Annotated in this window: 23 protein-coding genes and 1 pseudogene; 9 read left to right on the forward strand and 15 right to left on the reverse strand. The window is 71.5% G+C overall.

All coding sequences use genetic code 11. From position 1 onward, the window contains the following. Nucleotides 1–11: 11 nt before the first annotated feature. Nucleotides 12–1310, forward strand: coding sequence for an MFS transporter (locus AQJ84_RS09815; protein WP_030045563.1), 1299 nt, complete (start codon nucleotides 12–14; stop codon nucleotides 1308–1310). 10 nt (nucleotides 1311–1320) lie between these two features. Here AQJ84_RS09815 and AQJ84_RS09820 read toward each other — a convergent pair whose 3' ends face one another. The 3 genes and pseudogenes from AQJ84_RS09820 to AQJ84_RS09825 all read right to left on the reverse strand — a co-directional run bounded on the left by AQJ84_RS09820 (nucleotide 1321) and on the right by AQJ84_RS09825 (nucleotide 2713). Next, on the reverse strand, nucleotides 1321–1776 hold the full coding sequence (locus AQJ84_RS09820; protein WP_053191396.1) for a cyclic nucleotide-binding domain-containing protein: 456 nt from the start codon (nucleotides 1774–1776) through the stop codon (nucleotides 1321–1323). Between the two features lie 410 nt (nucleotides 1777–2186). Then, nucleotides 2187–2422, reverse strand: a pseudogene (locus AQJ84_RS44040) (ornithine decarboxylase); the annotation flags it as partial. A 69-nt stretch (nucleotides 2423–2491) separates the two neighbouring features. Then, nucleotides 2492–2713 carry a hypothetical protein gene (locus tag AQJ84_RS09825; RefSeq protein WP_030045566.1) on the reverse strand — a complete coding sequence of 74 codons (222 nt, stop codon included), beginning with the start codon at nucleotides 2711–2713 and terminating at the stop codon, nucleotides 2492–2494. Nucleotides 2714–2895: 182 nt separating this feature from the next. On the opposite strand from AQJ84_RS09825, the gene AQJ84_RS09830 reads away from it, so the two are divergent. From AQJ84_RS09830 to AQJ84_RS09850, 5 genes are all read left to right on the forward strand, one after another. Continuing rightward, on the forward strand, nucleotides 2896–3339 hold the full coding sequence (locus AQJ84_RS09830) for an ATP-binding protein (protein ID WP_030045567.1): 444 nt from the start codon (nucleotides 2896–2898) through the stop codon (nucleotides 3337–3339). Between the two features lie 181 nt (nucleotides 3340–3520). Next, the gene (locus tag AQJ84_RS09835; protein ID WP_030045569.1) at nucleotides 3521–4378 is read left to right on the forward strand and encodes a SigB/SigF/SigG family RNA polymerase sigma factor; all 858 of its coding nucleotides are present in this window, start codon (nucleotides 3521–3523) and stop codon (nucleotides 4376–4378) included. Between the two features lie 20 nt (nucleotides 4379–4398). Beyond that, nucleotides 4399–4791: a DUF5133 domain-containing protein gene (locus AQJ84_RS44960; protein WP_063753239.1), complete on the forward strand. Its 393-nt coding sequence runs from the start codon at nucleotides 4399–4401 to the stop codon at nucleotides 4789–4791. 145 nt (nucleotides 4792–4936) lie between these two features. After that, nucleotides 4937–5770 (forward strand): DUF1206 domain-containing protein, encoded by an 834-nt coding sequence (locus tag AQJ84_RS09845; protein ID WP_030045571.1) that lies wholly within the window; start codon nucleotides 4937–4939, stop codon nucleotides 5768–5770. A 426-nt stretch (nucleotides 5771–6196) separates the two neighbouring features. Beyond that, nucleotides 6197–6628 (forward strand): hypothetical protein, encoded by a 432-nt coding sequence (locus tag AQJ84_RS09850; protein WP_030045572.1) that lies wholly within the window; start codon nucleotides 6197–6199, stop codon nucleotides 6626–6628. Between the two features lie 108 nt (nucleotides 6629–6736). Here the strand turns inward: AQJ84_RS09850 and AQJ84_RS09855 are convergent, their stop codons facing one another. The 11 genes from AQJ84_RS09855 to AQJ84_RS09905 all read right to left on the reverse strand — a co-directional run bounded on the left by AQJ84_RS09855 (nucleotide 6737) and on the right by AQJ84_RS09905 (nucleotide 23055). Continuing rightward, entirely contained in the window at nucleotides 6737–8983 is a 2247-nt protein-coding gene (locus AQJ84_RS09855) for an FUSC family protein (RefSeq protein ID WP_053191395.1), read from the reverse strand. A 26-nt stretch (nucleotides 8984–9009) separates the two neighbouring features. Next, nucleotides 9010–9261 carry a DUF4287 domain-containing protein gene (locus tag AQJ84_RS09860; protein ID WP_051870312.1) on the reverse strand — a complete coding sequence of 84 codons (252 nt, stop codon included), beginning with the start codon at nucleotides 9259–9261 and terminating at the stop codon, nucleotides 9010–9012. A 105-nt stretch (nucleotides 9262–9366) separates the two neighbouring features. Next, entirely contained in the window at nucleotides 9367–10743 is a 1377-nt protein-coding gene (locus AQJ84_RS09865; protein WP_053191394.1) for an NAD(P)/FAD-dependent oxidoreductase, read from the reverse strand. A 213-nt stretch (nucleotides 10744–10956) separates the two neighbouring features. Then, nucleotides 10957–12672, reverse strand: coding sequence for a PP2C family protein-serine/threonine phosphatase (locus tag AQJ84_RS09870; protein ID WP_053191392.1), 1716 nt, complete (start codon nucleotides 12670–12672; stop codon nucleotides 10957–10959). Further along, entirely contained in the window at nucleotides 12669–13718 is a 1050-nt protein-coding gene (locus tag AQJ84_RS09875; RefSeq protein ID WP_053191390.1) for an ATP-binding SpoIIE family protein phosphatase, read from the reverse strand. Before AQJ84_RS09875 ends, AQJ84_RS09870 begins: the two co-directional genes overlap by 4 nt. Next, nucleotides 13718–14158 (reverse strand): anti-sigma regulatory factor, encoded by a 441-nt coding sequence (locus AQJ84_RS09880; protein ID WP_030045582.1) that lies wholly within the window; start codon nucleotides 14156–14158, stop codon nucleotides 13718–13720. Before AQJ84_RS09880 ends, AQJ84_RS09875 begins: the two co-directional genes overlap by 1 nt. Beyond that, nucleotides 14158–14577, reverse strand: a complete 420-nt coding sequence (locus AQJ84_RS09885; RefSeq protein WP_030045583.1) for an STAS domain-containing protein — start codon at nucleotides 14575–14577, stop codon at nucleotides 14158–14160. The genes AQJ84_RS09880 and AQJ84_RS09885 overlap by 1 nt, the downstream gene beginning before the upstream one ends. Next, the gene (locus AQJ84_RS09890) at nucleotides 14574–15473 is read right to left on the reverse strand and encodes an STAS domain-containing protein (protein ID WP_053191388.1); all 900 of its coding nucleotides are present in this window, start codon (nucleotides 15471–15473) and stop codon (nucleotides 14574–14576) included. Before AQJ84_RS09890 ends, AQJ84_RS09885 begins: the two co-directional genes overlap by 4 nt. 175 nt (nucleotides 15474–15648) lie before the next feature. Continuing rightward, nucleotides 15649–16050: an STAS domain-containing protein gene (locus tag AQJ84_RS09895; protein WP_030045586.1), complete on the reverse strand. Its 402-nt coding sequence runs from the start codon at nucleotides 16048–16050 to the stop codon at nucleotides 15649–15651. A gap of 164 nt (nucleotides 16051–16214) precedes the next feature. Then, complete coding sequence (locus AQJ84_RS09900; protein WP_053191386.1) at nucleotides 16215–18677, reverse strand: SpoIIE family protein phosphatase; 2463 nt, start codon at nucleotides 18675–18677, stop codon at nucleotides 16215–16217. A 91-nt stretch (nucleotides 18678–18768) separates the two neighbouring features. Then, complete coding sequence (locus AQJ84_RS09905; RefSeq protein ID WP_053191384.1) at nucleotides 18769–23055, reverse strand: HAMP domain-containing protein; 4287 nt, start codon at nucleotides 23053–23055, stop codon at nucleotides 18769–18771. A gap of 453 nt (nucleotides 23056–23508) precedes the next feature. Between AQJ84_RS09905 and AQJ84_RS09910 the strand changes: the two genes are divergently transcribed. After that, nucleotides 23509–23880: a hypothetical protein gene (locus AQJ84_RS09910; RefSeq protein ID WP_053191383.1), complete on the forward strand. Its 372-nt coding sequence runs from the start codon at nucleotides 23509–23511 to the stop codon at nucleotides 23878–23880. A gap of 148 nt (nucleotides 23881–24028) precedes the next feature. Beyond that, nucleotides 24029–24529: an ATP-binding protein gene (locus AQJ84_RS09915; RefSeq protein WP_310591770.1), complete on the forward strand. Its 501-nt coding sequence runs from the start codon at nucleotides 24029–24031 to the stop codon at nucleotides 24527–24529. A 36-nt stretch (nucleotides 24530–24565) separates the two neighbouring features. On the opposite strand, the gene AQJ84_RS09920 is transcribed toward AQJ84_RS09915, so the two are convergent. Next, entirely contained in the window at nucleotides 24566–25000 is a 435-nt protein-coding gene (locus AQJ84_RS09920; protein WP_030045597.1) for an ATP-binding protein, read from the reverse strand. 197 nt (nucleotides 25001–25197) lie between these two features. Here AQJ84_RS09920 and AQJ84_RS42115 point away from each other — a divergent pair, with 197 nt between their 5' ends. Then, nucleotides 25198–25374: a hypothetical protein gene (locus tag AQJ84_RS42115; RefSeq protein ID WP_107082713.1), complete on the forward strand. Its 177-nt coding sequence runs from the start codon at nucleotides 25198–25200 to the stop codon at nucleotides 25372–25374. The last annotated feature ends 3 nt before the right edge of the window (nucleotides 25375–25377 follow it).

Raw genomic sequence — 25377 nt, forward strand, 5'->3', positions numbered from 1 at the left:
CCAGGGAAACCGTGGACACCAGTGAGAGCAGCGCCGGATCACAGATACCGGAAGCGGCCGGGGCGCGGCCGGCCCGGCGCGGATGGCGGCGCTGGGCCATGGACACCAGTCCGCTGCGCCGGCCCGCGTACCGCCGCCTGTGGTCCTCCACGATCGTCACGGCCGTCGGCAGCCAGCTCACCGCCGTCGCCGTCCCCAAGCAGATCTACGACATCACCGGCTCCTCGGCCTGGGTCGGCGCCGCGAGCATGGCAGGCCTGCTGCCGCTGATCGTGTTCGCGCTGTGGGGCGGGGCGATCGCCGACACCATGGACCGCCGCAAGCTGCTGCTGATCACCAACACCGGCATCGCCGTGACCTCGGTCCTGTTCTGGCTCCAGGCCCTCACCGGGCTCGACTCGGTGGCCGTCCTGATGGTCCTGCTCGCCGTGCAGCAGGCCTTCTGGGGCCTGAACGCCCCGGCCCGCAACGCCTCCATCGCCCGTCTGGTCCCCGCGGGGGAGCTGGCCGCGGCGAACGCGCTCGGCTCGACCGTCATGCAGACCGGCCAGGTGGTCGGCCCGCTGCTCGCGGGCGTCCTGATCCCCGTCATCGGCCTTCCCGAGCTGTACCTCATCGACGCGCTGGCCCTGTGCGTCACCGTCTGGGCCGTCCACCGACTGCCCGCGTTGCCGCCCCTCGCCGGGACGGGGTCACGTCGGGCCGGTGTACGGGAGATCGCGGCCGGCTTCCGGTACATCGTCGCGCACAAGGTGCTGCTGCTGTCCTTCCTCGCCGACATCATCGCGATGGTCTTCGGCATGCCCCGGGCGCTGTTCCCCCAGCTCGCCTCCGAGACGTACGCGCCTTACGGCGAAGGACTCGCCCTCGGTCTCCTCTTCGCGGCGATCCCCATCGGGGCGGTGATCGGCGGTCTGTTCTCCGGCACGTTCTCCCGCGCCCGCCGGCACGGCTGGATGGTCATCGGCGCTGTCGTCGTATGGGGTGTGGCCATCACCGGGTTCGGCCTCAGCGACAGCCTGTGGCTCGCCGTGGCGTTCCTCGCCCTGGCCGGGGTCGCCGACATGGTCTCCATGGTCTTCCGCGGGGCGATCCTGCTGTCCGCCGCGACCGACGACATGCGCGGCCGGATGCAGGGCGTGTTCACCGTCGTGGTCGCGGGCGGGCCCCGTCTCGCCGACGTCCTGCACGGCTCGGCGGGCTCGGCCTTCGGTGCCCCCGCGGCGGTGGCGGGCGGCGGGATCCTGGTCATGGCAGTGATGCTGGGCCTGGCCCTCGCGGTACCGGCGCTGCGCCGGTACCGCGTCTGACGCGACGCCCCTACAGGACGCCGCGCCGGTGCGTCGAGTACTGCTCCATGAGCTTGCTGCGGGTCGTCTCCAGCCGGTGCGCCAGGATCTCGGCGACGGACCGCACCAGAATCAGCCCCAGCTGCTGGTCCTCCTCGCACAGCCGGAGCACGGCCGCCGCGTCGTACTCGTAGGCGCGGACCGGGCTGAAGGCCTCCGCGCCGAAGTCCCACTGGTACGGCGGGAACAGCCAGGACCAGCCGAGCAGGTCGCCCGCGCCGAGCCCGGCGACGGTCACGAGCCGGTGGGCGGTCACCTGCTGGGTGAGGGAGACCGCGCCCGAGCGGATGACCCAGAAACGGTCGGCCGTACCGCCCGCCTCGAAGATCCGGGCGTCCTCCGGGAACGAGACCTCCCGGGCGAGCGACATCAGGCGCTGGCGCTGGGGCGACGGAAGGGCGGTGAGCAGTTTGATCGCTTTGGTCATGACGCGGGGCTCCTCGCCGGCGATGGATTCCGGTTTTTCCCTACGCCCATTTCAGCGGCTGCCGCCGCCCCGGGCACCTCGGCGGACCGCGAAATCGAACGCGGGTTTCCGGCCGGGCACGCGGGGCGGGGCGCCGGAGGCATGAAAAAAGCCCTGGCTGGACGGGGGAGGCCAGCCAGGGCCGTTCAGCGGTGGACAGGGAGGACGGAAACGGTCGACTCCGTGACCACGTCTGTATGAACGGTAAACCATCCCTGGCGGATGTGTGCAACGGAATCCGGGTCACGTGACCTGTTTCACTCGCCCTCACTCCGAGGGGTGGGCCGCGACCCTCACCGTCCCCACCGGGGCTCCACCCAGACCGGCTCGATCCCATGGGGTCGGCGTCGACGGCGTCGGCCGTCCGTCGACTCCTCGGCCCGCTCCAGTACCCGGCCCGGGTGAGCCGGTCGTCCAGACCTCGCGACGCCGGTACGTCGCCGAGGAGCACCGGTTCGCCGAGCACCTCCCGCACCGCGGGATCGGCACCGCGGGGGTCGGCCCCCCGCGCCTGCTTGTGACCCGGCGGCGCGAACGACAGCCGCCCCTTGCGGTGGCAGATCGGACAGGGCGCCAGGACCGGTGCGCGGGTGGGGTCGGCAGTCATGGCCGCCGGGTCCCGGGCTCGGCACCCGTCAACCAGCCGGCCCACCCCGACGCGGTCGGGATCGTGCCGTCACTCCTGGGCCGCCCGCTTCCCCGGCGTCAAGATCTCGTCCAGCACCCGCACCACCGTCTCGAACGCCAGGCTCCGTACGCCCGCCTCATGCGCCCCGTCCGGGTCCACCCCGCTCAGGTCGTCGCGTCGGGTCCGCCAGGCCCCCTCCTCCTCGGCCGCGCAGGCCCGGGCGCGCTGGATGCGTCGCAGCAGTTCGTCTGAGTCCACCACATCGGTCATGGGGTCCGCGTACCCGCTCAGAGCGCCGGGATGGCCCGAGTTCCCACCCGGATGCAGAGGTTTGGCCCGCCGGGGAAGGGTCAGCCGAAGTAGAGAGACCTGCGGAAGCCCGCACAGCGTGACACAGAAGCCGCTGCGGCCCGATCGGGTTCTTTTCCACAGCGATTCAGGGAGCTACAGGGATGTGCGAGCAGCACAGGACCGAATTCGCCCTCGGAACGTCGTCCGTCGTGGAGCGGCGCGGGCCACGACCACGCAAGCCGGCCGAGGCACGCAGGGCGGTCGAGCGAGCCGTGGCGGAACGCTGCCGAGCCACCCGCACCCGGTGCGACCAGGCGGCCCTGTCCGACGCTCTGCTCGTCGCCTCGGAACTCGCCACCAACGCGATCCTGCACGGCGGCGGCATCACGGACTTCGACGTCGACGTCGTCGGGCCCGGCATACGCGTCTCGGTGAGCGACGGCAGCGACGAACTGCCCGTCGTCCACCCGCCGGTTGACCAACAGGGACGCCGCCGCGTCGGCGGCCACGGCTGGCCGATCGTGTGCCGGCTGTCCCGCGACGTCCAGGTGACCGACCTGCCCATGGGTGGCAAGTGCATCACCGCCCTGGTGCCCCTGTCCTGAAGACTTTTTCGGAACCGGAGTTTGCACCCAGGGGGGCAGGGCAGACGCAGTTTCGTGCTTCGGACCGGAGGCGCGCCAGCGGGAGCGGTATGGCTGCTCCGGGGCCCTTCCAGGTCGTCCGGGCTGTGCCTTCCCCCTCCCGCGGTAATGACCTGAAACGACCGTTCAGGAGCGATTCCGCATGCTCATCGACATGTCGACCAACCGTCCCGGCACGCCCGCTCGGCAGACCGCCACCACCCGTCGTCGGCACGACGACGCCCCCGACACGAACGCCCTGTTCACGCGACTGGCCGCCCTGGAGGACGGCCCCGAACGCGAGGCGCTGCGCGACGAACTCGTCACCGCCTGGCTGCCCATGGCCCACCGGATCGCCGGTCGGTTCCGCGACCGCGGGGAATCCATCGAGGACCTGCGACAGGTGGCGGCCCTCGGCCTCGTGAAGGCGATCGACCGGTTCGAGCCGGAGCGGGGTGCCTTCGAGAGCTACGCCGTGCCGACCATCACCGGTGAGGTCAAGCGTCACTTCAGGGACCGGATGTGGGCACTGAGGGTGCCCCGTCGGGTGCAGGAACTGCGCAACAAGGTGCGGGTGGCCCGGCGCGAGCTGACCCAGAACCCGGGTGCCCCCGAGCCGTCGTCCGCCGACATCGCCGCCCACACCGGGCTGACCGAGGATGAGGTCGCCGCGGGGATGGAGGCGCTGGAAAGCTTCAGCACCCTGTCGCTGGACGCCGAGCTCTCCGCCGGCGACGACGGCTACAGCCTCGCCGACACCCTCGGCTCGTCCGACGCGTCCTTCGACGTCGTCGTCGACCGCGAGTCCGCCAAGGAGGGGCTGCGCCGCCTGCCCGAGCGCGAGCGGGCCATCCTCTACATGCGCTTCTTCGAGGACATGACGCAAAGCCGTATCGCCGACCAGCTCGGCATTTCCCAGATGCACGTCTCCCGGCTGATCAGCCGCAGCTGCGCCAAGGTGCGCGACGAGGTGATGGAGCAGCGGGGAACCCGGCGCGGCCCCGGCGGCCGGGCGAAGTGAACGAAGAAGGAGCGAGAGGGATGCTGACACCCCATCCGGCGTTCCTGCGCCGACTCGTCGACGAGTACGAGTCACTGAGGGCGCAGGAGACAGCGCGCGGCCAGGACGCACCGAGCTCACGGGCTCTCGACCTCGCCTACACGCTCTGCGTGTCGACCGGCACGCGCGACGTGGGACTGGCGCTGGAGGCCGCTGGCCGTCTGCTGTCGGACGCGCCGGATTCCAGGGGCGGGTCGGCCGTACGGAGGGTCCGCCCGGCAGCGGCGGCGACCGAGACCCGTACGGTGGCGGGCGCATCGGGGGCCGGCCCGGGGAGGGCTGCGACGAAGGGCCGTGTCGCGCCGGCCTCACGTGGTGGCGCCCGTGTCGTGCCGATGACACCGGAGTCCCGGACCGCCCCGCTGGCGGAATGACGTAGATCCGCACCACCCCGGCCGCGGCAGGCGGCCGGGGTTTCGGCGGGCGTGAGCCCAGGGATCCCACCCGCCACTCGAACACCAGCTCGCATGTCGGGTGTGCCCGCCCGCGACCAGGGCATTCGGATTCCAGGAGGTCGAGATGAACACGAGTGCCACGGCGCGAACCGCCGGGATGGACGCCCGGCGGTTCGCCAAGGGCTCGGCGCGGGACGGGGCCGCGCGGGCGGGGTTGACCGCAAGGGGAGTCATCTATCTGCTCGTCGGCGTTCTGGCGTTGCAGATCGCCTTCGGCGAGAACAACCAGCAGGCGGACCGCGGTGGTGCGCTGGCCGAGCTCGCCGAGAAGCCGTTCGGCGCCGTACTGCTGTGGGCGCTGGGCATCGGCCTTGTGGGCATGGCGCTGTGGCGGCTGTCCGAGGCCCTCTTCGGCGCGGTCGGGCCGGACGGCCGCAAGGCGAAGAAGCGCCTGACGTCGGCCGCCAGGTTCGTCTTCTACGCCTTCGTCGCCTACTCCGTGCTGTCCTTCGCCGCGGGCTCGGGCGGTGGCGGATCCAGCGACAAGCAGTCCAAGGACGTCACCGCCCGGGCCATGGAACTTCCGGCGGGGCAGTGGCTGGTCGGCGCGGCCGGCGTGGGAGTCGCCGTCGCGGGCGTGTGGATCGGGGCGCGCGCGGTGCTCCGCAAGTACCACGACAAGCTCAAGCTCGGTGAGATGTCCCCGCGAACGCGACGGCTGGTCGACATCACGGGCGTGGGCGGAGGCGCGGCGCGCGGCGCGGTGTTCGCCGCGGCCGGTGCCTTCGCCGTGCGGGCGGCCGTCGACTACCAGCCCGACAAGGCGAAGGGCCTGGACGACACCCTGCGCTCCTTCGCCGACACCCCGCTCGGGCCCTGGCTGCTGGTCTGCGTCGCGGCCGGGCTCGTCCTCTTCGGACTGTTCTCGTTCGCGATGGCTCGCTGGCGCAGGGTTTGAGCCGCCGGCGGGGTTGGACTGCGGCGCGAGGCCCGGGGGAGGAGATTCCGAACGACGCTCGGCTGGAGTCCGCCTGGTCCGGGTCGACCCAGGACCGCCCCGGCCCGGGCCTCGGTCCGTGACTGGCGTGGAGGGCGTGGGCCCTTGCCCTGACGATTTCGGCCGGGATCCGCGTCCGGCTCAGGCTTGGACTGAGCCGGACGCGGATCCCGGTCCGGCCCGGAGGGAGTGGTCCGGGACCGGCTCGGGGCCGGTACTGGTCCGAGGCCGGGATCAGAATTGACCCGCCTGGGGCCAGCCCTCGTCAGGGATTTGACCAATCTGCTGACCTCACCCCGGCCCGCCCCGCCCCCTTTCCGCGCTCCGGCCGCCGAACCGTGATCCCGTGCGGGGTCTGAGATCGCGTGGACGGGGAACCCGGACCTGATGAACGAACCCGAGCTTCCGCCCGAGGGCCGGCCCGTGGACGTCTACCTCGACCTCCTGCGCATCCGCATGGACACGGAGGACTACCGCCTCCTGCTCAGCGTGGTCGAACCAGTCCTGCGGGCGATCGAGGAGCAGACTCTGCCCGCGCTGGACTTCGCTCTCGACGACACGCGCGACGAGGCGTTGCCCCAGGAGGTCCGCGACGAGGCCGCGCTGGTCATAGCCACCGCTGTCACGGGCCGCCTGGACAACGAGGTGGTCGAGCTGAACATCGACGAGACCGGCCCGGTCCGCGTGGTCACCGACGCGGCCACCGCCTCCGACCCGGTGCGCCTGGGCGAGATTGCCGACTACATCCGCGAGCGACAACGCACGAACGACGAGCTGCGCGGCATCGCCGAGGTGAGCGGCCTGCCGACGGACATCTGACCCGCGCGCTCACGGGCCCGCCTCCGGATGGCGTGGCCCCGCTGTCCGTGGGACCGGTACCGCTCAAGGCCGTCGCGGCCCCCCGGCCCACCCCCAGCGGTTCTCCGGCTACCGCTTCGGCGCCGTCACCGGCACGTCAAGGGGCCGCGCAAGCCCGGCCACCGACTCGTCCAGGCGTTGCAGATGCCGCAGCACGCGGTCGGTGACCCGGCCGTACCGCGGCGTCCCCGGGATGTCCGGCTCGAGGAGCGAGGCGATGCTGGGACCGGTCTCGATCTCCACGGCGGTCTGGCCGTCGGTGATGTGCGCGGCTATCGCCTCGATGTTGTGCGCGATACGCCGTCCGGCCCGGCGCAGCCTCGGGTCCGCCGCGATCGAGGGATGCGTGGGCAGCAGTTCGGCCGTCGCGGCCAGCGAACGCGCGTGGTACGCGCAGGTCTCCAGCAGCGCGACGACATACTGGGCGGTGTCCCGGCGGGCCCGCAGCGGTGTCACCGGATGGGTGAGCGGCTGGACGGCGGCGCGCAGGTCGGCCAGTGCCTGGTCCAGATCGCGCGCCTTGTCCAGCAGATCGACCGGCGGGCCGCCGCTGAGCTGGTCCACGGCCGCCTCGGTGACCTCGGCGAGCCGCTCCAGGACCGTGGCCAGCAGTTCGTTCGTACGGCGGTCCGTGCGCACCGGCAGCACGAAGGCCGCCGCGACGATTCCGCAGACCGCGCCGAGCGCCGTCTCCTCCACCCGCAGCACCAGCACCGAGAAGCTGTAGGTGTGCAGGAGGGTGTAGAGCACGCCCAGCGCGGCCGTCACGAAGAAGGACATCAACGTGTACGACAGCGGCGCGGTGTAGAACATCGCGAACAGGCACAGCAGCACCACGGCGAACGCCGTCCAGGTGTGCTGCCCGACCAGCCCCGCCAGCACGATGCCCGCCACGACCCCGAACACGGTGCCCAGCAGCCGCCGGTAGCCCTTGACCAGGATCTCGCCCGTGGACGAGGTGTTGATGAACACGATCCAGCAGGTCAGTACGGCCCAGTACCAGCGGTGGCTGGAGAGCAGTTCCCCGCCGACGATGGCCAGCGACGAGCCCACGGCGACCTGCACGGCGGCCCGTGTGGTCGGCCGCCGCAGCCCGGTGAGCTCCTCGTCCCGGTCGTCGTCCTCGCCGGCGTCGATGGCGGCGTCCTCGGCGTCCAGTTCCTCGCGCGAACGGGCCGTGGCCGGGCTGTCGTCCGACTCGTCCTGAGGCCCGTCCAGGGCGATCCGCAGACCCAGGACGGCCCGGGCGGCCTCGCCGATGCCCCGGAAGACGTCCTGCACGGCGGTCGCGGCGGGCGGCAGGTTCTCCTCGTCGCGGTAGCCGAGGAGCCGGTTGCGCACATGTGACAGGGCCGTGCCGGACTCCCCGTTGACGGGCCGCAGCACGAGCATCCGCAGCGCCTCGAGATCCCGGCGCAGCGTGGCGGTCGCCTCGTCCCGTACGGGCAGCCGTTCGCCCGCCGGGACCGGTGCGCCCGGCAGGTGCAGCGTGAGGGTGTCCGCCCGCTCGGCGCTGCGTGCGGTCAGCAGCAGCAGGGCCAGCCGCTCGGCGGCGATCTCGGCGTCCGCGATGCGCCGCTGCACGAGTCGCGCCGTGGCCTCGTCGGAGGTGCCTTCCTCCAGCCGGCCCTGGATCATCATCGCCGTCTCGTGCAGGCGGGCGGTGCCGCTGCGCACGCCCTCCAGCGCCTTCTCCACCTCGTCCGGCCCGGCGTCGAGGAGTTCGAGCTGCGCGGACACCAGTTGGGCGAGCCGGGCCCGGAAGGCCTCACGCAGCCGCTCCAGGATCTGCGCCGGCGTCTCGGGCACGATCACGAACCGCACCAGGCCACTGCTGAGGAAGGCGACGACGATCGCGCCGTACAGCTCGGGCAGCCCGGAGACGGCGGCGCCGACGAACAGGGACAGGAAGTAGACCTGGAAGCCGATCAGCCCTAGCGCGGTGCCACGGTCGCCGAACCGCCGGCCGTAGACGGCGCAGAAGATGAGGGCGACGAAGAAGAAGTCACCGGCCACCACCCGGTCGCTGAGGAGCGCGCCCAGTGACACCGAGGCCAGCGCCACCGGGAGCCCGAGAGCGAGCGTGACGGCCTGCTGCCCGCGCTGCTTCTCCCGGATGGAGAAGGTGGCGACCATCGCCGCCATGGCCCCGGCCACCAGGTGCGTGACATCGGCGTCGAGAAGGCTGAGAACAGCGAGGGCGAGGGCGATCGCGCCCACGGTCCGCAGGCCGGCCGTCAGCCGCAGCAGGCCCGGATCGGACGCGGCGATCCCGTCCCGCAGCCGCACCCGGACCGAACCTCCCGCTGCCTTCACGCCGTCGTACTCACTCCCGTGTCACGTCATGATCTCCACCACCAGCATGGCACGGCGTGGTGCGGTCTACGGCCCCGGGTCTCGGCGAGCGTGTGCGCCACCAGGGCGTTGGCGTGGCCGTGCCCCAGCCCGTGCTCGGTCTTCAGCCAGGCGACCAGCTCCATGTGCTTGGTCAGCGGCGAGGAACGGACGAGCTGCTGCCACTCGGCGATCGGCCGGCCGTACTTCTTCTCGATCGAGGGGAAGTAGCTCGCGGGGCCCTTCACGGTCTCGGCCATGACGGTGTCCTTTCGACGTGACGTCGTGCTGTCCCACCTCTGACCGCCGACCGGACGGAAAGTGATCGGCGGTCAGGAGTGAAGCACGTCACACCGGCGTCGGCGTCACTGGTCCTGCCGCTCGGAACCCTCGACGTGTGCCCGCACCTGTTCCGGTGTCAGATACGCGTCCGTGTACTCGAAGTCCTTCAGCTTGGCGGCCTTGCGGGCCTGGAACCCGGTGCGGACGAAATCGTCGCCGGCGATCGCGTTCAACACCCAGTTCGTCATCACCCGGGTCTTGGCGACGTTGGTGCGCAGCGCCGACCAGTGGTAACCGCGGGCGACCGCCTGGGCGGGCACACCCCGCAGTTCGATGCCGAGCGGCTTGGACACGGCGTCCTTGCCGCCGAGGTCGACGACCAGACCGAGATCCTTGTGGACGTACGGGGTCGCCGCCTGCCCGCGCAGGGTGGAGATGACGTTGTCGGCGACGTGCCTGCCCTGCCGCATGGCGTGCTGGGCCGTGGGCGGGCAGACCGCGCCCTCCTCGTTCTTGGCCTCGTCCGGCACCGCGGCGGCGTCGCCGAGCGCGAACACCCCGTCGTGGCCCGGCAGTTTCATGTCGGCGGTGACGGCCAGCCGCCCCCGGACCGTCTCGGCGCCGAGGGTGGCCATGAGCGGGCTGGCGACCACACCGGCGGTCCAGATCAGCGTGCGGGTGGGGACCACGCGCCCGTCGGTGAAGGTGACCTCCTCGGGGCCCGCCTTGGCGATGGAGACGCCGAGCGAGATGTCGATCCCCCGCCGGCGCAGGATCTCCTGGGCGCTGCTGCCCAGCTTGTCGCCGAGCTCGGGCATCAGCTTCGGCGCGATGTCGATCAGGTGCCACTTGATCAGACCCGGGTCGAGACGCGGGTAGCGCTTGACGGCGGCGTGGGTGAGGCGCTGCAGACAGGCGGCGGTCTCCGTGCCGGCGTAGCCGCCGCCCACCACCACGAACTGCAGCCGTGAGGCGCGCTCCTGCGGGTCCTCGCTCGCGTCGGCGAGGTCCAGCTGGGAGATGACGTGGTCACGCACGTAGGCGGCCTCGGCCAGCGTCTTCATGCCGAAGGCGTGGTCGGTCAGGCCGGGGATGTCGAAGGTGCGGGTGATGCTGCCGGGGGCCAGCACGATGTAGTCGTACGGCTCGTCGACGATCTCGTCGGTGATGGTGCGGATGACGCAGACCTTCGCCTTGAGGTCCACGCCGATCGCACCGCCCGGGATGATCCGGGTGCGGTACTTCTTGCTGCGGCGCAGCGAGACGGCGATCGACTGCGGTGTCAGCACGCCGGAGGCGACCTGGGGCAGCAGCGGCAGGTAGAGCTGGTAGGCGAAGGGCGTCACCAGTGTGACGTCGGCTTCGTCCGGGGAGAGTTTGCGTTCCAGACGGCGGACGCACTCCACTCCGGCGAAGCCTGCGCCAACCACCAGGATCCTGGGTCGTGTCACGGTGTTCATCCCTTTCTGCGGCTCCAGGCGGTCTGCCTCGAACGCCTTTCGCCTGCCCGTGGATCGCTGCTTCGCACACATCGATCCCACAGCGGTACCGGCCGTTCCGCCAGCCGGGCGCGGCAGGCAGACGACGGCGTCGAGGACCACCATGCCCCTCCGGCCGCCGAAGCGCACCGGGTCGATCGTGAAGATCGTGGGGCGGAGGCCGCGAAGGGGTCCTCAGGCGGCCAGGTGGCAGAGCAGCAGACACACGTCGTCGTCGCGTTCGGAGTCGCTCAGCAGGGGGGTGAGGATCCGGTCCGCGGAATCCTCCAGGTCCGCGTCCAGGTCCGCTGAGCGGAACGAGCCGAGCGCCAGGGCCAGCCGCTCGATGCCCGGGTCTATGCCCTGCGCGCGCCGCTCCACCAGCCCGTCCGTGTACAGCGCCAACGTCGAGCCGGGAGCCAGCGGCGCGGTGTGGTCGTGGATCTCCTGTTGCAGCGGGATGCCCAGCATGGCGCCCGGTTTGGCGTCCAGTGTCCGGACCTGCCCGTCCGGGGTGCGCAGCACCGGCGGTGGATGTCCGGCGGCCGCCCAGGTCAGGTTGGGATCGCCGGGGCGGAAGCGCGCGATGACCGCGGTGGCGTACAGATCCGGCTGGAGATGGTGCAGGAAGGTGTGCAGCCGGGTCAGCAGCTGACCGGGGCTGCCGCCGTCGACGGCGTAGGCGCGCAGCGCGGTCCGCAGCTGGCTCATCATCACGGCGGCGTGCAGCCCGTGCCCGGTGACGTCGCCGATCACGGTGATCAGGCTGCCGTCGGGCTGGCGGAACGCGTCGTACCAGTCGCCGCCGATGTTCAGTCCGTGCGTGGCCGGCAGATAGCGGGCGGCCAGAGTGAGCCCCGGGGTGGCCGGCAGGTCCGTGAGCAGGGCCCGCTGGAGCGTCTCGGCGATGTCCCGGTTGTGCTCGAAGCGCCGGGCGTTGTCGATGGCGATGCTGGCCCGCCGGGTGAGCTCGATCAGCATCACCGCGTCGTCCGGGTCCCAGCGTGCGCCGGGCGGCGACAGCGTCAGCACACCCAGTGGGGCGCGTCGCGTCGGCAGCGGGACGCACAGCAGCGGGCGGCCGGGGTCCAGGGCCGAGGGCGGCTGGTCCAGGACCCCGGGCAGGCCGCCGGGATGGTCGGCGGCGTACTGCGGTCTCCCGGTACGTGCGGCCAGCACGGCGGCGGCCGGGTGCGGTGCGCGCCGGTCGCGGTCCTCGTCGCCCTCGAACAGCCAGACGTCGACGCTGCTGGCGTACTCGGGCACCAGCAGCTCAGGCAGCCGGCGCACGATCTCCTCGTGGTTGAGCGACGCCGTCAGCACGGCACTGGCGTCGGCCAGGAACATCAGCCTGCGGCGGGCGCTCTCCGCCTCGGTGCGCGCCTTGCGCTCGGCGGCGAACGCGTCGCGCTGGGCCCGCCCGGCGGCGTCCAGCTCGGCGTGCAGGGCCAGCACGCCCTGGTTGGTCTGGTGCAGCTCCTCCCGGTGGAAGGTGACCAGCTCCTCCTGCTCGGTGAGTCTCTCCAGCACCAGAGCGGTGTCCTCGTCGGCGCCCAGCAGGGCCTCGGCCAGCACAGTGGGGTCGTCGGCCACGGCGGCACCGGCCGGGTCCGCCGCCTCGGGGCAGCGGACCGTCATCCGCCACGGCGACTGCGCGGCGGCGGCGCCCGTGTCGGGCGAGGGCGTCACCCGTACGTGCAGGAGCCCTTCCTCGGCCGGCTCGGCCGTGACGTCCAGCTCGAGCCGCCAGGTGCCGCCCTTGGTGAGGCACTGGAGCAGATGGGAGCTGAGCGCCGCGGTCAGCCGGGTGCGGTCGAGGGCGGGCACACCGTACGAGGCCGCCAGCCGGGCGGTCGCGATCCGGGCCCGGGCCGCGTCGACGACGGTGGTGATCTGCCAACTGCGCGTCATGGGCCCTCCGGCGGGGTCGGGGCCAGCACCACCACTGCCGTGTCGTCCCGCACCGGCCGCGCGGAACTGCTCGCGTCGCGCACCGTAACGGCGGCCACGACGGCCGGGTCGGCCGACAGCAGGCCCGGGTCGGCCGGTGGCGTCCAGCGGCTGGGCAGGCCGTCGCTGTGCAGGACCAGCAGCCGGTCGGCAGCCCAGGGCATACGGTCCTCCCGCAGCGTCGCGTGCCGGTGGACGCCCACGATCCCGGGCCTGGACAGCAGCGAACGCCAGCGGTCGCCCTCATACAGCCGGGCGCCGATGTTGCCGACGCCGGCGAACCGCAGCAGGCCGGCCCGGGTATCGATCTGGGCGACGGCGACGGCCGCGCCGCGCGTGCCGCGCAACGCCGAGTCGAGGTGGACGAGCGCCTCGGCGGGCGGGAGGTGGGCGGCACGGTGCAGGGCCTGCACCGCCGCCGAGGACGCACGGGCGGCCTCCGGGCCGTGTCCGAGCCCGTCGGCCAGCATCAGGGTCAGCCGGTCTCCCGAGCGGGCCCACGCCCAGGCGTCGCCCGAGTAGTCGGCCCCGGCGAACGGGGCGTTCACACCCCCGGCCCGCGCCGCGGCGGCAGGTGCCGTGTTCCCGGGGAGGGCGCCGACGCGGGCCACCGCCACCGTGCCCCTGCCCGGCGCGCTGTGCAGCCCGAAGTCGTCGGCTATCCGGCGGCACGTGCCGAGCCCGGCGCCCAGGGAACGCGTGGTGGTGTAGCCGTCGCGCAGTGCGGCGTCCACGTCGGCCATCCCCGGTCCGTGGTCGATCGCGGCGATCTGCACCAGGAGGCCGGAGGCGTTGTCCGCGGGCACGGCCGGGCCCACGAGGTCGATGAGGAGCTGACCGCCCTGGGCGTGCTTGAGCAGGTTGGTCGCCAGCTCGGTCGCCACCAGTGCGGCCGCCGCCGTCCGCGGCTCGTCCAGGCCCGCCAGGGCGGCCGCGCTCTCCGCGGCCACCCTGGCGTCACGCACCCGGGTCGAGTCGTGCACCGGGATGTCCCACACGCGGGGCATCACAACTCCCCACGCGGCCGCGGCGACCGCGCCGCCCAGGAGACCACCGTGACCTTGGTACCGACGCCCGGAGTGCTGTCGACGGCGAACTCGTGCACCAGACGCCGCGCACCGCCGAGGCCCATGCCCAGCCCGTCGCCGGAGGTGTAACCGTCGCTCAGAGCCCGCTCCAGGTCCGGGATGCCCGGACCCTCGTCGGAGAAGGTCAGCCGCAGTCCGTTCGCCGGCCCGCCCGTCACGGCCTCCGTCTCCATCTGTCCGCCCCCGCCGTGCACCAGGGTGTTACGGGCCAGCTCACTGGCCGCGGTGACCAGCTTGGTCTGCTCCACCAGGCTGAAGCCGAGCAACGCGGCCGCCTGCCGCACGTGTTGGCGCACCCACACCAGGTCCATGTCCGAACGGATCGGCAGGCAGGCTTCGACGCCCGCTGCTGTCTGCATCACCGATTCTCCTGGCGCGGGCCGCCGAAGCGGGTGTCCTGATCCGGTCCGGAGAGGAGGTTCATGGCCGCCTCGGCGTTCAGCGCGGTGCGCAGGCCGGGAAGTGTCAGCCCCAGTTCGACCATCGTGATCGCGACCGCCGGCCGCATGCCGGCCACCACGGTCCGCGCCGCCAGCAGCCGGGCCTGCGCCGCGATCTCCGCCAGTACGCGCCCCAGGAAGGAGTCGACGATCTCCACGCCGGAGATGTCGATGACCACACCGGTCACCCCGGTGCTGACGATCGTGTCTCCGATGTCCTGCTGCAACTGCTGCGCCGTGCTGTCGTACAGGTCCCCCTGGAGCGTGACCAGGAGGATGTCACCCAGCCGCAGGACCGGCACGTGCCCCGTGACGGGGCGGGAGAAGTCGTGGCTCACCGTGAACCCGCACCGCCAGGCGTCGCGTTGATGATGTCGGCCCCCAACTCGTGCAGTGCGTAGGCCAGGGCGTCGGCCAGGCTGGCCCGGGTGAGCACCGTGCCCAGGTCCAGTCCGAGGTGGACGATGGTCTGGGCGATCGCGGGGCGGATGCCGGAGACCACGCACTCCGCGCCCATCAACCGGGTCGCGGCCACCGTCTTCATCAGGTGCTGGGCCACCAGCGAGTCGACCGTCGGAACGCCGGTGATGTCGAGGATCGCGAACCGGGCCCGCTGTTCGACGACGGCCTCCAGCAGCGACTCCATCACCACCTGGCTGCGCGCACTGTCGAGGGTGCCGATCAGCGGGACGGCCACGATGCCGTCCCAGAGCTTGATGACCGGGGTCGCCACTTCCAGCAGCTGCAGCCGCTGCCGCTCGATCAGTGCCTGCCCCTCGCTGAGCGCCGTCTCCAGCACGACCAGGCGCAGGGTGCCCATCAGCACGGTGAGCGCGGTGGTGCACTCCCGGACCCGGTCGGCGGAGGCATCGGGAAGGTCGGCGAGCAGGAGGTTCTCGACCGGAGGCCGCAGCGCGTTCACGTCGTTCGAGACCTGTGCGGTGGTGAAGCCGGCCCGGGAGCGGGCGGCACCCATCCGGGACAGCTGCTCGCGCACCACGGTGAAGCCGGCGGCGTCGGGGTCGTGCACCTGGTTGGTGTCCGCGACCTGGGCCAGCGCCTCGACGACGATCTTGCCCGCTTCCACCGCCTCGTCCCGCGAGACGGTGAACACCGTGCGGAAGAGGGGTTCGTCGGCCCACCGCTGGGCCACCTGCTCACCGCGCCGGCGAAGGAAGTCTCCGACCTCCTGTGCCGGCGATCCGTGCTTCTCTACCGATTCGTGCTCCGGCACCTACAACTCCTCATTCACTTCCCTCGGACCGACCTCGCTGGAGGCAACGAGACGGCGGCATGACCCTGCCGGCCGACCACTGTAACCATGGCCCCACCTCGTACGACACCTCGTCCTGACAGCCGGCCCCCCTGGCCGCAAAGCCCGTCGACGGTCCCTGCGACCGCCCACCGGCTCAGGCCTGCGGGCTGTCCTGCCCGCCCTGTTCGCCCTCGAACGCGTCGACGCGGGCCAGCGCCTCCTCGACACTCCCGGACACCGGAACGGTGATGCTCACGCCCGTCAGTTCCAGGATCCGCAGGACCGCCGGAGCGGGGGAAATGATGTGCACGCTGCCCGGTATGTCACGGGCCTGCTGGTAGACCCGCAAGATGATGTTCATGCCGGACGAGTCCATGAACGGCACGGAGGACAGGTCGAGCAGGAAGTGCCGACGGCCGTGGTGGAGCTGGTTGGCCAGGTGGTGCTGGAACTCCGTTGCGGTGTCTACGTCCAAATAACCCTCGACCGCGATCAGGGCGACGTCCTCCCGGGGGAGAGTGACCTCGACGGACAAAGGGTTCTGGGCAATGGACACGAGTTACCTCCACAAGTCTTACGGCCAGGGCTGGTTACCCCTGTGAGCGACTTCGATGCACACCGATTCCGGCGGCACTCCGTGATCAAGCTCTCATCGCGCGTGCCCTCCGGTCGTCTGTCGTCGCGCCCCCGCGCTTACCCCCGAATCCACTCGGTATGCAGTCAGCCCACCCGGATGCCCACGATGCACGTGTCGTCGTCCGTGTCCGACCTGCTGTACGTCAGCAGACGGTCCAGCTGCTGGTCGAGTGTCCGGGGCGCCGCCCGAGCGGTGGTCAGAAGGTGCCGCAGCGACTCCTCCACGGACCGGTCCCGGCGTTCGATCAGACCGTCGGTGTACATCAACAGGGTGTCGCCGGGCTCCAGTTGGAGTTCGGCCTCCTCGTACGACGCCTCGGGAACGGCGCCGAGCAGTATGCCCTTCACCAAGGGCAGCGGCGCGGCCTCCGCGTCCCGCACGAGTACCGGCGGCAGATGGCCACCGCGGGCCCAGCGCAGGGTGTGCCGGGCGGGGTCGTACAGGCCGCAGACCGCCGTGGCGGTGACGGCACCGGTGAGGTGGTGCGCCACGATGTTGAGCCACGACAGCAGCTGGCCCGGCCCGGCGCCGGTGACGGCCAGCCCACGCAGCGCGTTGCGCAGCACGACCATGCTGGTGGCGGCCTCTATCCCGTGCCCCGCCACGTCACCGACGCACACCAGCACCATCCCGGACGGCAGCACCACGGCGTCGTACCAGTCGCCGCCCACCAGCTGTTCGGTCTCGGCGGGCCGGTAACGCACGGCCACCTGGAGGTCGGGGACCTGGAGCGGGGCCTGTGCGGGCGGCATGATGGCGTGCTGCAGCTGCAGGGTCAGCCGGTTGCGCTCGGTTGCCTGCTGCTCGGTGTGCGCGAGCTGGTCGCGCGTGGCCGCCAGCGCGACCTCGGTCCAGTGCTGGGCGGAGATGTCCTGGTAGGCCCCCCGGACGGCGAACAGCCGGCCGTCCGTGTCGAGCACCGGCTCGGCGACCACCCGGATGTGGCGGGTCACCCCGTCGGGCCGCTGCAACCTGAACGCCGTCGACGCGGAACGCCGTTGGTGCAGCACCGTCCGCAGGAACCGGCGGATGGCCACGGTGTCGTCGGGATGGGCGTGGGCCGGCAGCTCCTCCAGCGGCACCGGGGTGCTCGACGGGGAGCGGCCGTACAGGTCGAAGAGCTGGCCGTTCCAGGTGATCTCGGCGGTCAGCAGGTTCTCCTCGAAGCCGCCGATCCGTCCGAGCCGCTGGGCGTTCTGCAACAGGCTCGCCAGCCGCGCGGTCTCGTCCTCGATCCGCCACAGCAGCAGGACGCCGCTTCCGTGCCGGCTGATGCTGATGTCGGCGACCGCCGAGAGCGGGACCTGGTCGACCAGGGCGGTGAGGTTCATCCGCTGCGCGCGGAAGGGCTCGCCGGTCGCGTGGACCCGCTCGACGCGCTGGAACAGCTCGCTGTCCCCGGCGGCCATCGGGTAGGCCTCCAGCAGCAGGGCGCCGTTGATGACGGCACGGGGCCGGCCCGCGGGATCGAGGAACCGGCCGTTCACATGCTGGATGCGGAAGTCCACCAGATGGCCGGAGTCGTCGAGGTGCGGCACCAGGACCAGGGCGGGGTCGTGCAGCCCGTCGGCCAGGTCCATCAACTCCGCCGCGTCCGGCATGACACGGGGGTCCGACACCGAGCCCTGGCGCAGTGTGTACGTCTCCAGCGTGTGGGCGCACAGCTCGGCCAGGGCCTCCAGCTGGCGGGCGATCCGCGCCGGCTGGGGATCCGTGGGAGTGGGCCACACGATCTCCAGCACACCGTGCACGCGCCCACCGGTACCGGCGGGCAGCGCGGCCCGGCCGCCGTCCGGATGCTGGTGCCGGCCGATGCTGGGCAGACCGGTCGCGGCGAGGGACGTGATCCACTGACCGTCGCGCTCGGTGAGCCCGCGCCGCGCCACCGTGACCACGTCCGGCGGCACGTAGCGCCAGCGCGCCGCCTCGACCGGGGAGAACCCGGCGCTGCCCGCCAGGGTGAGGGAGCCGTCCGGGCCCGCCGCCCAGATGGCGACGGCCACCGCCCCCAGGGGCAGCAGGGCCTGCTGCAACAGGGAGTCCGCCACGGCCTGGGTGTCGTCCGCGGCCAGCGCACCGCTCTCGGCGGCCCGCAGCCGTACGGCCGCCGAGTCGACCACCGGTTCCGCGGTCTCCGACGTGGCGGCGAGGAAGGCGTCGGTGACCTCCGACATCCGGTCCCGGGCGGCCTGGTTGATGACCTCGACGGCCAGCTCCAGGGGTGTCACCTTGGCCTGCTCGGCCAGCTCCATGAGCTGGCGGGCGGCCTGTGCGGGGCCGCACTGCAGACGTTCCACGAGGACGCCCTTGGCGAGTTCGACCAGGGCGCGTCCCTCGGCCTCCGCCTGCGCCGCCCGCACCTCGCGGCGCAACCGCTCGACGGTGGCGGCCAGCCGGCCGACGGGAGACGCGGACGGGGCGGACCGGTCGGGGGCGGGCCCGTCGTCGGTCGGGTCCGCGGGGGATTCGGAACGAACCGGGGGAGAGGCGGGCGCGGGCGGTGCCTCTCCTTCGCCGGAATCGTGCGGTTGCTCGGAGATGCTCACGGTGCGAAGGCTCCTAGGCCGTCGGGCGCTGGGGCGCGGAAGAGGGGACGCGGGCCCGGCCGGCGGGAGCGCCGGGCGGGCGTCGGCGGTCTCATGCGGGCAACCAGCGTCGGACGCAGGCGATCAGGTCCTGGGTGTCGACGGGCTTGGTGACGTAGTCGCTGGCGCCCGAGGCGAGGGACTTCTCCCGGTCGCCCGGCATCGCCTTCGCGGTGACGGCGATGATGGGCAGCTCGGCGTACTGCGGCATCCTGCGGATCTCGGCCGTGGCCGTGTAGCCGTCCATCTCCGGCATCATGACGTCCATCAGCACGATGGCGACGTCCGGGTTGTCGACCAGGGCCTCGATGCCCTTGCGGCCGTTGTCCGCGTGCAGCACCCGGAAGCCGTGCAGCTCGAGGATGCCGCTGAGCGCGAAGAGGTTGCGGGCGTCGTCGTCGACGACCAGCACGGTCCGGCCGACGAGCGGGTCGTCGACCGCCTGCGGCGTGGACTCCTGCGGCCCCTCCGAGCGGACCAGCGACAGCACGTCGCCGGGTTCCTCGGCCGAGAGGTGCAGCGCGATGCGCTCGCGCAGTTCGTCCAGACTGGACAGGAACTCCAGCGCTCCGGCCTCCGAGCGGGCCCGCAGCGCCTTCTCCGTGGCGAGGTCGGCGCGGTGGCCGCTGTGCACGAGGACCGGCACGCCGGCCAGCGCGGAGTCGCCGCGCAGGGCCTCGAGGAAGCGGGAGGCCTCCCCGTCCGGCATGCCCAGTTCCAGTACGACGCAGTGGCACGGCTCGTCGGCCAGGGCCCCCGCGGCCTCCTGGCCCCCGACGGCGGTGATGACGTCGACGGTCACCCCGGGGCCGCTTCCGCCCCGGCCGTGGGACATGTCCGCGACCACGCTCTCGGCGACGAGCGTGAGCAGACCGCGAGAGCGCTCCTCCACCACCAGCAGCCGGCGTGGACGCCCCCCGGTGCCGCCGGCGGGCGGCAGGCCGCCGACCAGCGGCCGGCTGTGCACGGCGTCGGGCGCGAGCCCTGCGCCCGGCGCCTGGTCGAGGGACCGGCCGCGGTCCAGCAACTCCTCGAAGTCGGGCCGGGTCACCGGCAGGAAGAGCGTGAACGTGCTGCCCTGGCCGGGCGTGCTGTCCACGGTCACCGCGCCGCCCAGCAGATGGGCGATCTCCCGGGTGATGGACAGGCCGAGACCCGTGCCCCCGTACTTACGGCTCGTCGTGCCGTCCGCCTGCTGGAACGCGCCGAAGATGGTCTCCAGCTGCTGTTCCTGGATGCCGATACCGGTGTCCTTCACGCGGAACGCCACGATGGTGCCGCCGCGCAGCACGCCCCTGGGCACCTCGTCGTCGACCGCGGGTTCGACGCGCAGTTCCACGCTGCCCTGTTCGGTGAACTTGACCGCGTTGGACAGCAGGTTGCGGAGCACCTGGCGCAGCCGGGAGTCGTCGGTCAACAGGTCCGCGGGCGCGCCGGGGGCCGTGGTCACCGTGAAGTCCAGGCTCTTCTGCGTCGTCATGGGCCGGAAGGTGGCCTCCACGTACTCGATGAGCTGCCGCAGGGGGACCAGTTCCGGCGCGACGTCCATCTTTCCGGCCTCGACCTTCGACAGGTCCAGGATGTCGTTGATCAGCTGGAGCAGATCCGACCCCGCGGAGTGGATGATCCCCGCGTACTCGACCTGCTTGGGGGTGAGGTTGCGCGAGGGGTTCTGCGCGAGCAGCTGGGCGAGGATGAGGAGACTGTTGAGCGGGGTGCGCAGCTCGTGGCTCATGTTCGCCAGGAACTCGGACTTGTACTTCGAGGCCAGCGACAACTGCTGGGCGCGGGCCTCCAGTTCCTGCCGGGCCTGCTCGATCTGCAGGTTCTTCGCCTCGATGTCCCGGTTCTGCGCCACCAGCAGTGAGGCCTTCTCCTCCAGTTCGGCGTTGGAGTGCTGCAGTTCCTCCTGCTGTGCCTGCAGCTCCGCGGACCTGGCCTGGAGTTCACCCGTCAGACGCTGCGACTCGCCGAGCAGCTCGTCGGTGCGGGCGTTGGCCACGATGGTGTTCACGTTGACGCCGATGGTCTCCATCAGCTGTTCCAGGAAGTCCTGGTGGATCTCCGTGAAGGGCCGAACCGCGGCCAGCTCGATCACACCGAGGACCTGGCCCTCCACCACGATGGGCAGCAGCACCAGCGCGGTCGGCACCACCTGGCCGAGCCCCGAGGAGATGGTCACGTAGTCCGGGGGCAGCTCGTCCACCGTGATGGTGCGCCGGCTGCGCGCGGCCTGTCCGACCAGGGTGCGTCCGAAGGCGATCCGGGTGGGCCGGGAGTCGTCGTCGGGGTAGCCGTAGGAGCCGACCAGCCGCAGTTCGGGGCCGTCGTCGCCGTCCTCGGCGAGATAGAAGGCGCCGTACTGGGCCGACACCAGCGGCACGAGCTCGTCCATGATCAGCTCGGCCACGACCGGCAGGTCGCGGTGTCCCTGCATGAGGCCGGAGATCCGGGCGAGGTTCGTCTTGAGCCAGTCCTGCTCCTGGTTGGCCCGGGTGGTCTCCCGCAGGGAGCCGACCATGGAGTTGATGTTGTCCTTGAGCTCGGCGACCTCGCCGGACGCCTCCACCGTGATCGAACGCGTCAGGTCTCCCTCGGCGACGGCGCTCGCCACCTCGGCGATCGCGCGCACCTGCCGGGTCAGGTTGCCCGCGAGCTCGTTGACGTTCTCGGTGAGGCGCTTCCAGGTGCCGGAGACACCCTCCACCTCGGCCTGTCCGCCCAGGCGCCCCTCGGTGCCCACCTCGCGGGCCACGCGGGTCACCTCGTCGGCGAACGCGGAGAGCTGGTCGACCATCGTGTTGATCGTCGTCTTCAGTTCGAGGATCTCGCCGCGGGCGTCGACGTCGATCTTCTTCGACAGGTCACCCTTGGCCACCGCGGTCGTCACCAGCGCGATGTTGCGCACCTGACCGGTGAGGTTGTTGGCCATCGAGTTGACGTTGTCGGTGAGGTCCTTCCACGTGCCGGCCACGTTCGGCACGTGTGCCTGTCCGCCGAGCCGTCCCTCGGTGCCGACCTCGCGGGCGACGCGGGTGACCTCGTCGGCGAACGCGGACAGCGTGTCGACCATGGTGTTGATCACGTCCGCCAGGGCCGCGACCTCGCCCTTGGCCTCTACAGTGATCTTCTGCGACAGGTCGCCCCGGGCCACGGCGGTCGCGACCTGTGCGATCGAGCGGACCTGGCCGGTCAGGTTCGACGCCATCACGTTGACGTTGTCCGTGAGGTCCTTCCAGGTCCCGGAGACGCCCCGGACCTGGGCCTGTCCGCCGAGGTTTCCGGCCGTGCCGACCTCGCGGGCGACGCGGGTGACCTCGTCGGCGAAGGCGGAGAGCTGGTCGACCATGGTGTTGATGGTGTTCTTCAGTTCGAGGATCTCGCCGCGGGCGTCGACGGTGATCTTCTGGGAGAGGTCGCCCTGCGCGACCGCCGTGGCCACCTGGGCGACGTTGCGGACCTGCGCGGTGAGGTTGCCCGCCATGAAGTTGACCGAGTCGGTGAGGTCCCGCCAGGTGCCCTTCACCCCCTTGACGTCCGCCTGACCGCCGAGCCGCCCCTCGGTACCGACCTCGCGGGCGACGCGGGTGACCTCGTCGGCGAAGGCGGAGAGCTGGTCGACCATGATGTTGATGGTGTTCTTCAGCTCGAGGATCTCGCCGCGGGCGTCGACGGTGATCTTCTGGGAGAGGTCGCCCTGCGCGACCGCCGTCGTCACCTGGGCGACGTTGCGGACCTGCGCGGTGAGGTTGCCCGCCATCAGGTTCACCGAGTCGGTGAGGTCCCGCCAGACGCCGGCGACCCCCGGCACCTGCGCCTGACCGCCGAGCCGGCCCTCGCTGCCGACCTCGCGGGCGACGCGGGTGACCTCGTCGGCGAAGGCGGAGAGCTGGTCGACCATCGTGTTGACGGTCTCCTTCAGCTGAAGGATCTCGCCGCGCGCGGGAACGTCGATCTTCTGCGAGAGGTCGCCCTTGGCCACCGCCGTGGCCACCTGCGCGATGTCACGCACCTGGGTGGTCAGGTTGCCCGCCATGGCGTTGACGGAGTCCGTGAGGTCGGCCCAGGTCCCCGAGACGCCCGGTACCTCAGCCTGCCCGCCGAGCGTCCCCTCGGTGCCGACCTCGCGGGCGACGCGGGTGACCTCGGAGGTGAACACGGACAGCTGGTCGACCATGCCGTTGAACACGGTGGCGATGTCGCCCAGAAGGCCCTCACCGTCGTCCGGCAGACGGGTGCCGAAGTCCCCGTCCCGTACGGCCGTGAGCCCCGCCAGGAGCTGTCTCAGCTCGTGGTCCCCCGGGACCGCATCGGTGCCCTCGGTGGTGTTGCTGGTCATGCGTACCCTCGTTCCGCTCCCCAGGAGCCCTCGCGGCGAGGACTCGGAACCAAGTCGGGCCGTCCGGCGGCCCCGCAAGTCGTGCGTGCGTTTCCGCAGTTCACGGATCTGCGCGATGAGAAAGACGACGCAGGCTAACCCAGGTGTCGAGCGGCTCACAAAGCGTCGGGGCAACTTCTGCCCCACGCGTGAAAAGCAGGTGCGGGACGTGCATGCGTGGGCTCGACGAGGGTACTGGGAACAGTTTCCCCTAGTGCTGTCCCTCTTCCGGCCCAGAAGATCGATTTCCGGCCGAGAGGGTCGGTCGGTGGCCCGGAGGCGGTGCTGCTCGTTGTGACGCGATGCGCAGAGTGCGAACGCGGTCGGAGGGTAACCGCTGCTGTGGAGCGAGCGGGCGCGCCACCGGGCCGCCGGCTCGTCAACCGTTCGTCGGCTCGGGGAGGAAGGAGCGGTGTGGCCATCGAGGGAATCTGGTCGTACGCACCGGACAGCGGTCATGTGGAGGGACAGGAGCTCACGGGTTACACGGTGGCGGCGACCGACGGCACGATCGGGCATGTGGACCGGCAGGCCGACCACTTCGGGATGCGGCACCTGGTCGTCGACACCGGCGTGTGGATCTTCGGCCGGAGCGTTCTGGTTCCGGTCGGCGTCATGACGGCCGTCGACACCGCGGAGCGGAAGATAGCCCTGTCCTGCACGCGGGGCGAGGTGAAGGCCGCGCCCCGGTTCCGGACGGACAGCGAAACCATGGACCGCGTGTACCTGGCGAGCGTCGGCGAGTATTACCATCGGCTCCCGCCGCGCGAGCCGACCACCACCTGAGGGGACCGTACGCGCGGCGCGCCGAGGGCAGTGGCCGCCGAAGCCCCGGGCACCCGTCGCCGGACTGACCGGCGGCGGCCGCCCGCAGGCGGCCGCACTGATTGCGCCAGAGACGGGAGAGGCTGATCGAGGTGACAGGAACGGCGGGATGCCTCGTCCTGGTCGACGGTTCCGGGACCGCGACAAAGGCGCCACGGGCGGTGACGCCGACGTGAGGGCCCCGGAGCGCGCACACGACGGGATGCGGGCGCAGTCCCGGGTGACGACCGCCGCGGAGGCACGTGCGTACGCGAAGTCAGTGGTGCGCGACGGCTGGGGCTCGGGCTCCCGCGCCGCGCGGGAGGAAGACGTCATCGACCTGCTGCTGGTCGTCTCGGAACTGGTGACCAACGCCATCCGGCACGGTGACGGACTGGCGGGTTTCGACGTAGTGCCCGCTCCCGGCGGGGTCCGGCTCGCTGTGCACGACAACAGTGAGGTCGTGCCCGACGTGGCCTACGGACCCGGTGTCCTGCCGGTCGGCCACCACGGCAACGGCTACGGCTGGCCACTGATCATTCGTCTCGCCCGCGAGATCGCCGTCGAACTGCGTCCCGGGGGCGGCAAGACGGTCAGCGTGTTCGTGCCGTTGCGCGAGGCGCCCGCCTGAGATCCCCTTCCTCCAGGTCTGCCGGTCTCACCGGTCTCACCAGGGGAGGAAGACGTGGATCTCCTTGCCGCTGTCGTTGGTCAGGACGCTGACCTGGTCGCACAGCGTGTGGATCAGGTGCCAGCCGATGCCCCCGCCACCCTGGCTGGGGTGGAACGGGCGGGGCGCCGGCGGTGTGGTGTTGGTGTCCCTCATGACCACGTGGACGCCGTCGAAGGTGCGGCGCATGGACAGCTCGAAAGGTCCCGGAGCGTATTGCACGGCGTTGGCGGCGAGTTCCGTGACGACCAGCAGTATGTCGTCCCAGTACTCCGGTGCGGCCGGTGGCGAGGTACTCGCCAGCGCAAGGAGAAATTTCTCCGCTTCAAGGCGCGCACCCGTCACGTTGCGCAGCTCGCCCGAAAAGCGGCTGCTGCGGCTCGGGATCTCCTTGGAAGTCAGTGTGTCGTCCCTCTGTGGCTCGGTTGACATCTCGCCTTCCCGGCCCCGTCATCAGCAGGGCAGTAGTGCTTTCCCTTACACCCCCCACGGTCTGCGAGTTCCCAGGCGAACAGAGCCTACGCGCCTGCGCGGGATCGGACGGGGCGGACTCTGTGACGTTCCTGTGCCTGCCGCCGCGGATCGGGGGCAGAGGGACTTCGTAGGAGAATACGAACGGAGGGTGACCCGTGCTCGCCATAGCTGCGGCAGTCCTGTTCTTCATCGCGTTCCTGATCAACGCGGCCGAGATCTCGACCAACGATGTCTTCACGTCGACCAACGTCATGCTCCTCGGCCTGATGGTGCTGGCCCTGCAGCTCGCGGGCGTGGGCAGTTCCTGGGCAACTCGCGGTCGTCGACGCTGACGC

It is taken from the genome of Streptomyces resistomycificus, assembly GCF_001514265.1.
GTDB classification, from domain to species: domain Bacteria; phylum Actinomycetota; class Actinomycetes; order Streptomycetales; family Streptomycetaceae; genus Streptomyces; species Streptomyces resistomycificus.

What these genes read in the sequence shown, in the direction of transcription:
- AQJ84_RS09905 (WP_053191384.1), bottom strand. Translation starts at nt 23,055, where the DNA reads ATGACCAGCAACACCACCGAGGGCACCGATGCGGTCCCGGGGGACCAC.
- AQJ84_RS44960 (WP_063753239.1), top strand. Translation starts at nt 4,399, where the DNA reads ATGCTGACACCCCATCCGGCGTTCCTGCGCCGACTCGTCGACGAGTAC.
- AQJ84_RS09845 (WP_030045571.1), top strand. Translation starts at nt 4,937, where the DNA reads ATGAACACGAGTGCCACGGCGCGAACCGCCGGGATGGACGCCCGGCGG.
- AQJ84_RS09830 (WP_030045567.1), top strand. Translation starts at nt 2,896, where the DNA reads ATGTGCGAGCAGCACAGGACCGAATTCGCCCTCGGAACGTCGTCCGTC.
- AQJ84_RS09820 (WP_053191396.1), bottom strand. Translation starts at nt 1,776, where the DNA reads ATGACCAAAGCGATCAAACTGCTCACCGCCCTTCCGTCGCCCCAGCGC.
- AQJ84_RS09835 (WP_030045569.1), top strand. Translation starts at nt 3,521, where the DNA reads ATGCTCATCGACATGTCGACCAACCGTCCCGGCACGCCCGCTCGGCAG.
- AQJ84_RS09920 (WP_030045597.1), bottom strand. Translation starts at nt 25,000, where the DNA reads ATGTCAACCGAGCCACAGAGGGACGACACACTGACTTCCAAGGAGATC.
- AQJ84_RS09875 (WP_053191390.1), bottom strand. Translation starts at nt 13,718, where the DNA reads ATGCCCCGCGTGTGGGACATCCCGGTGCACGACTCGACCCGGGTGCGT.
- AQJ84_RS09860 (WP_051870312.1), bottom strand. Translation starts at nt 9,261, where the DNA reads ATGGCCGAGACCGTGAAGGGCCCCGCGAGCTACTTCCCCTCGATCGAG.
- AQJ84_RS09825 (WP_030045566.1), bottom strand. Translation starts at nt 2,713, where the DNA reads ATGACCGATGTGGTGGACTCAGACGAACTGCTGCGACGCATCCAGCGC.
- AQJ84_RS09865 (WP_053191394.1), bottom strand. Translation starts at nt 10,743, where the DNA reads ATGAACACCGTGACACGACCCAGGATCCTGGTGGTTGGCGCAGGCTTC.
- AQJ84_RS09870 (WP_053191392.1), bottom strand. Translation starts at nt 12,672, where the DNA reads ATGACGCGCAGTTGGCAGATCACCACCGTCGTCGACGCGGCCCGGGCC.
- AQJ84_RS09915 (WP_310591770.1), top strand. Translation starts at nt 24,029, where the DNA reads ATGCCTCGTCCTGGTCGACGGTTCCGGGACCGCGACAAAGGCGCCACG.
- AQJ84_RS09850 (WP_030045572.1), top strand. Translation starts at nt 6,197, where the DNA reads ATGAACGAACCCGAGCTTCCGCCCGAGGGCCGGCCCGTGGACGTCTAC.
- AQJ84_RS09880 (WP_030045582.1), bottom strand. Translation starts at nt 14,158, where the DNA reads ATGCAGACAGCAGCGGGCGTCGAAGCCTGCCTGCCGATCCGTTCGGAC.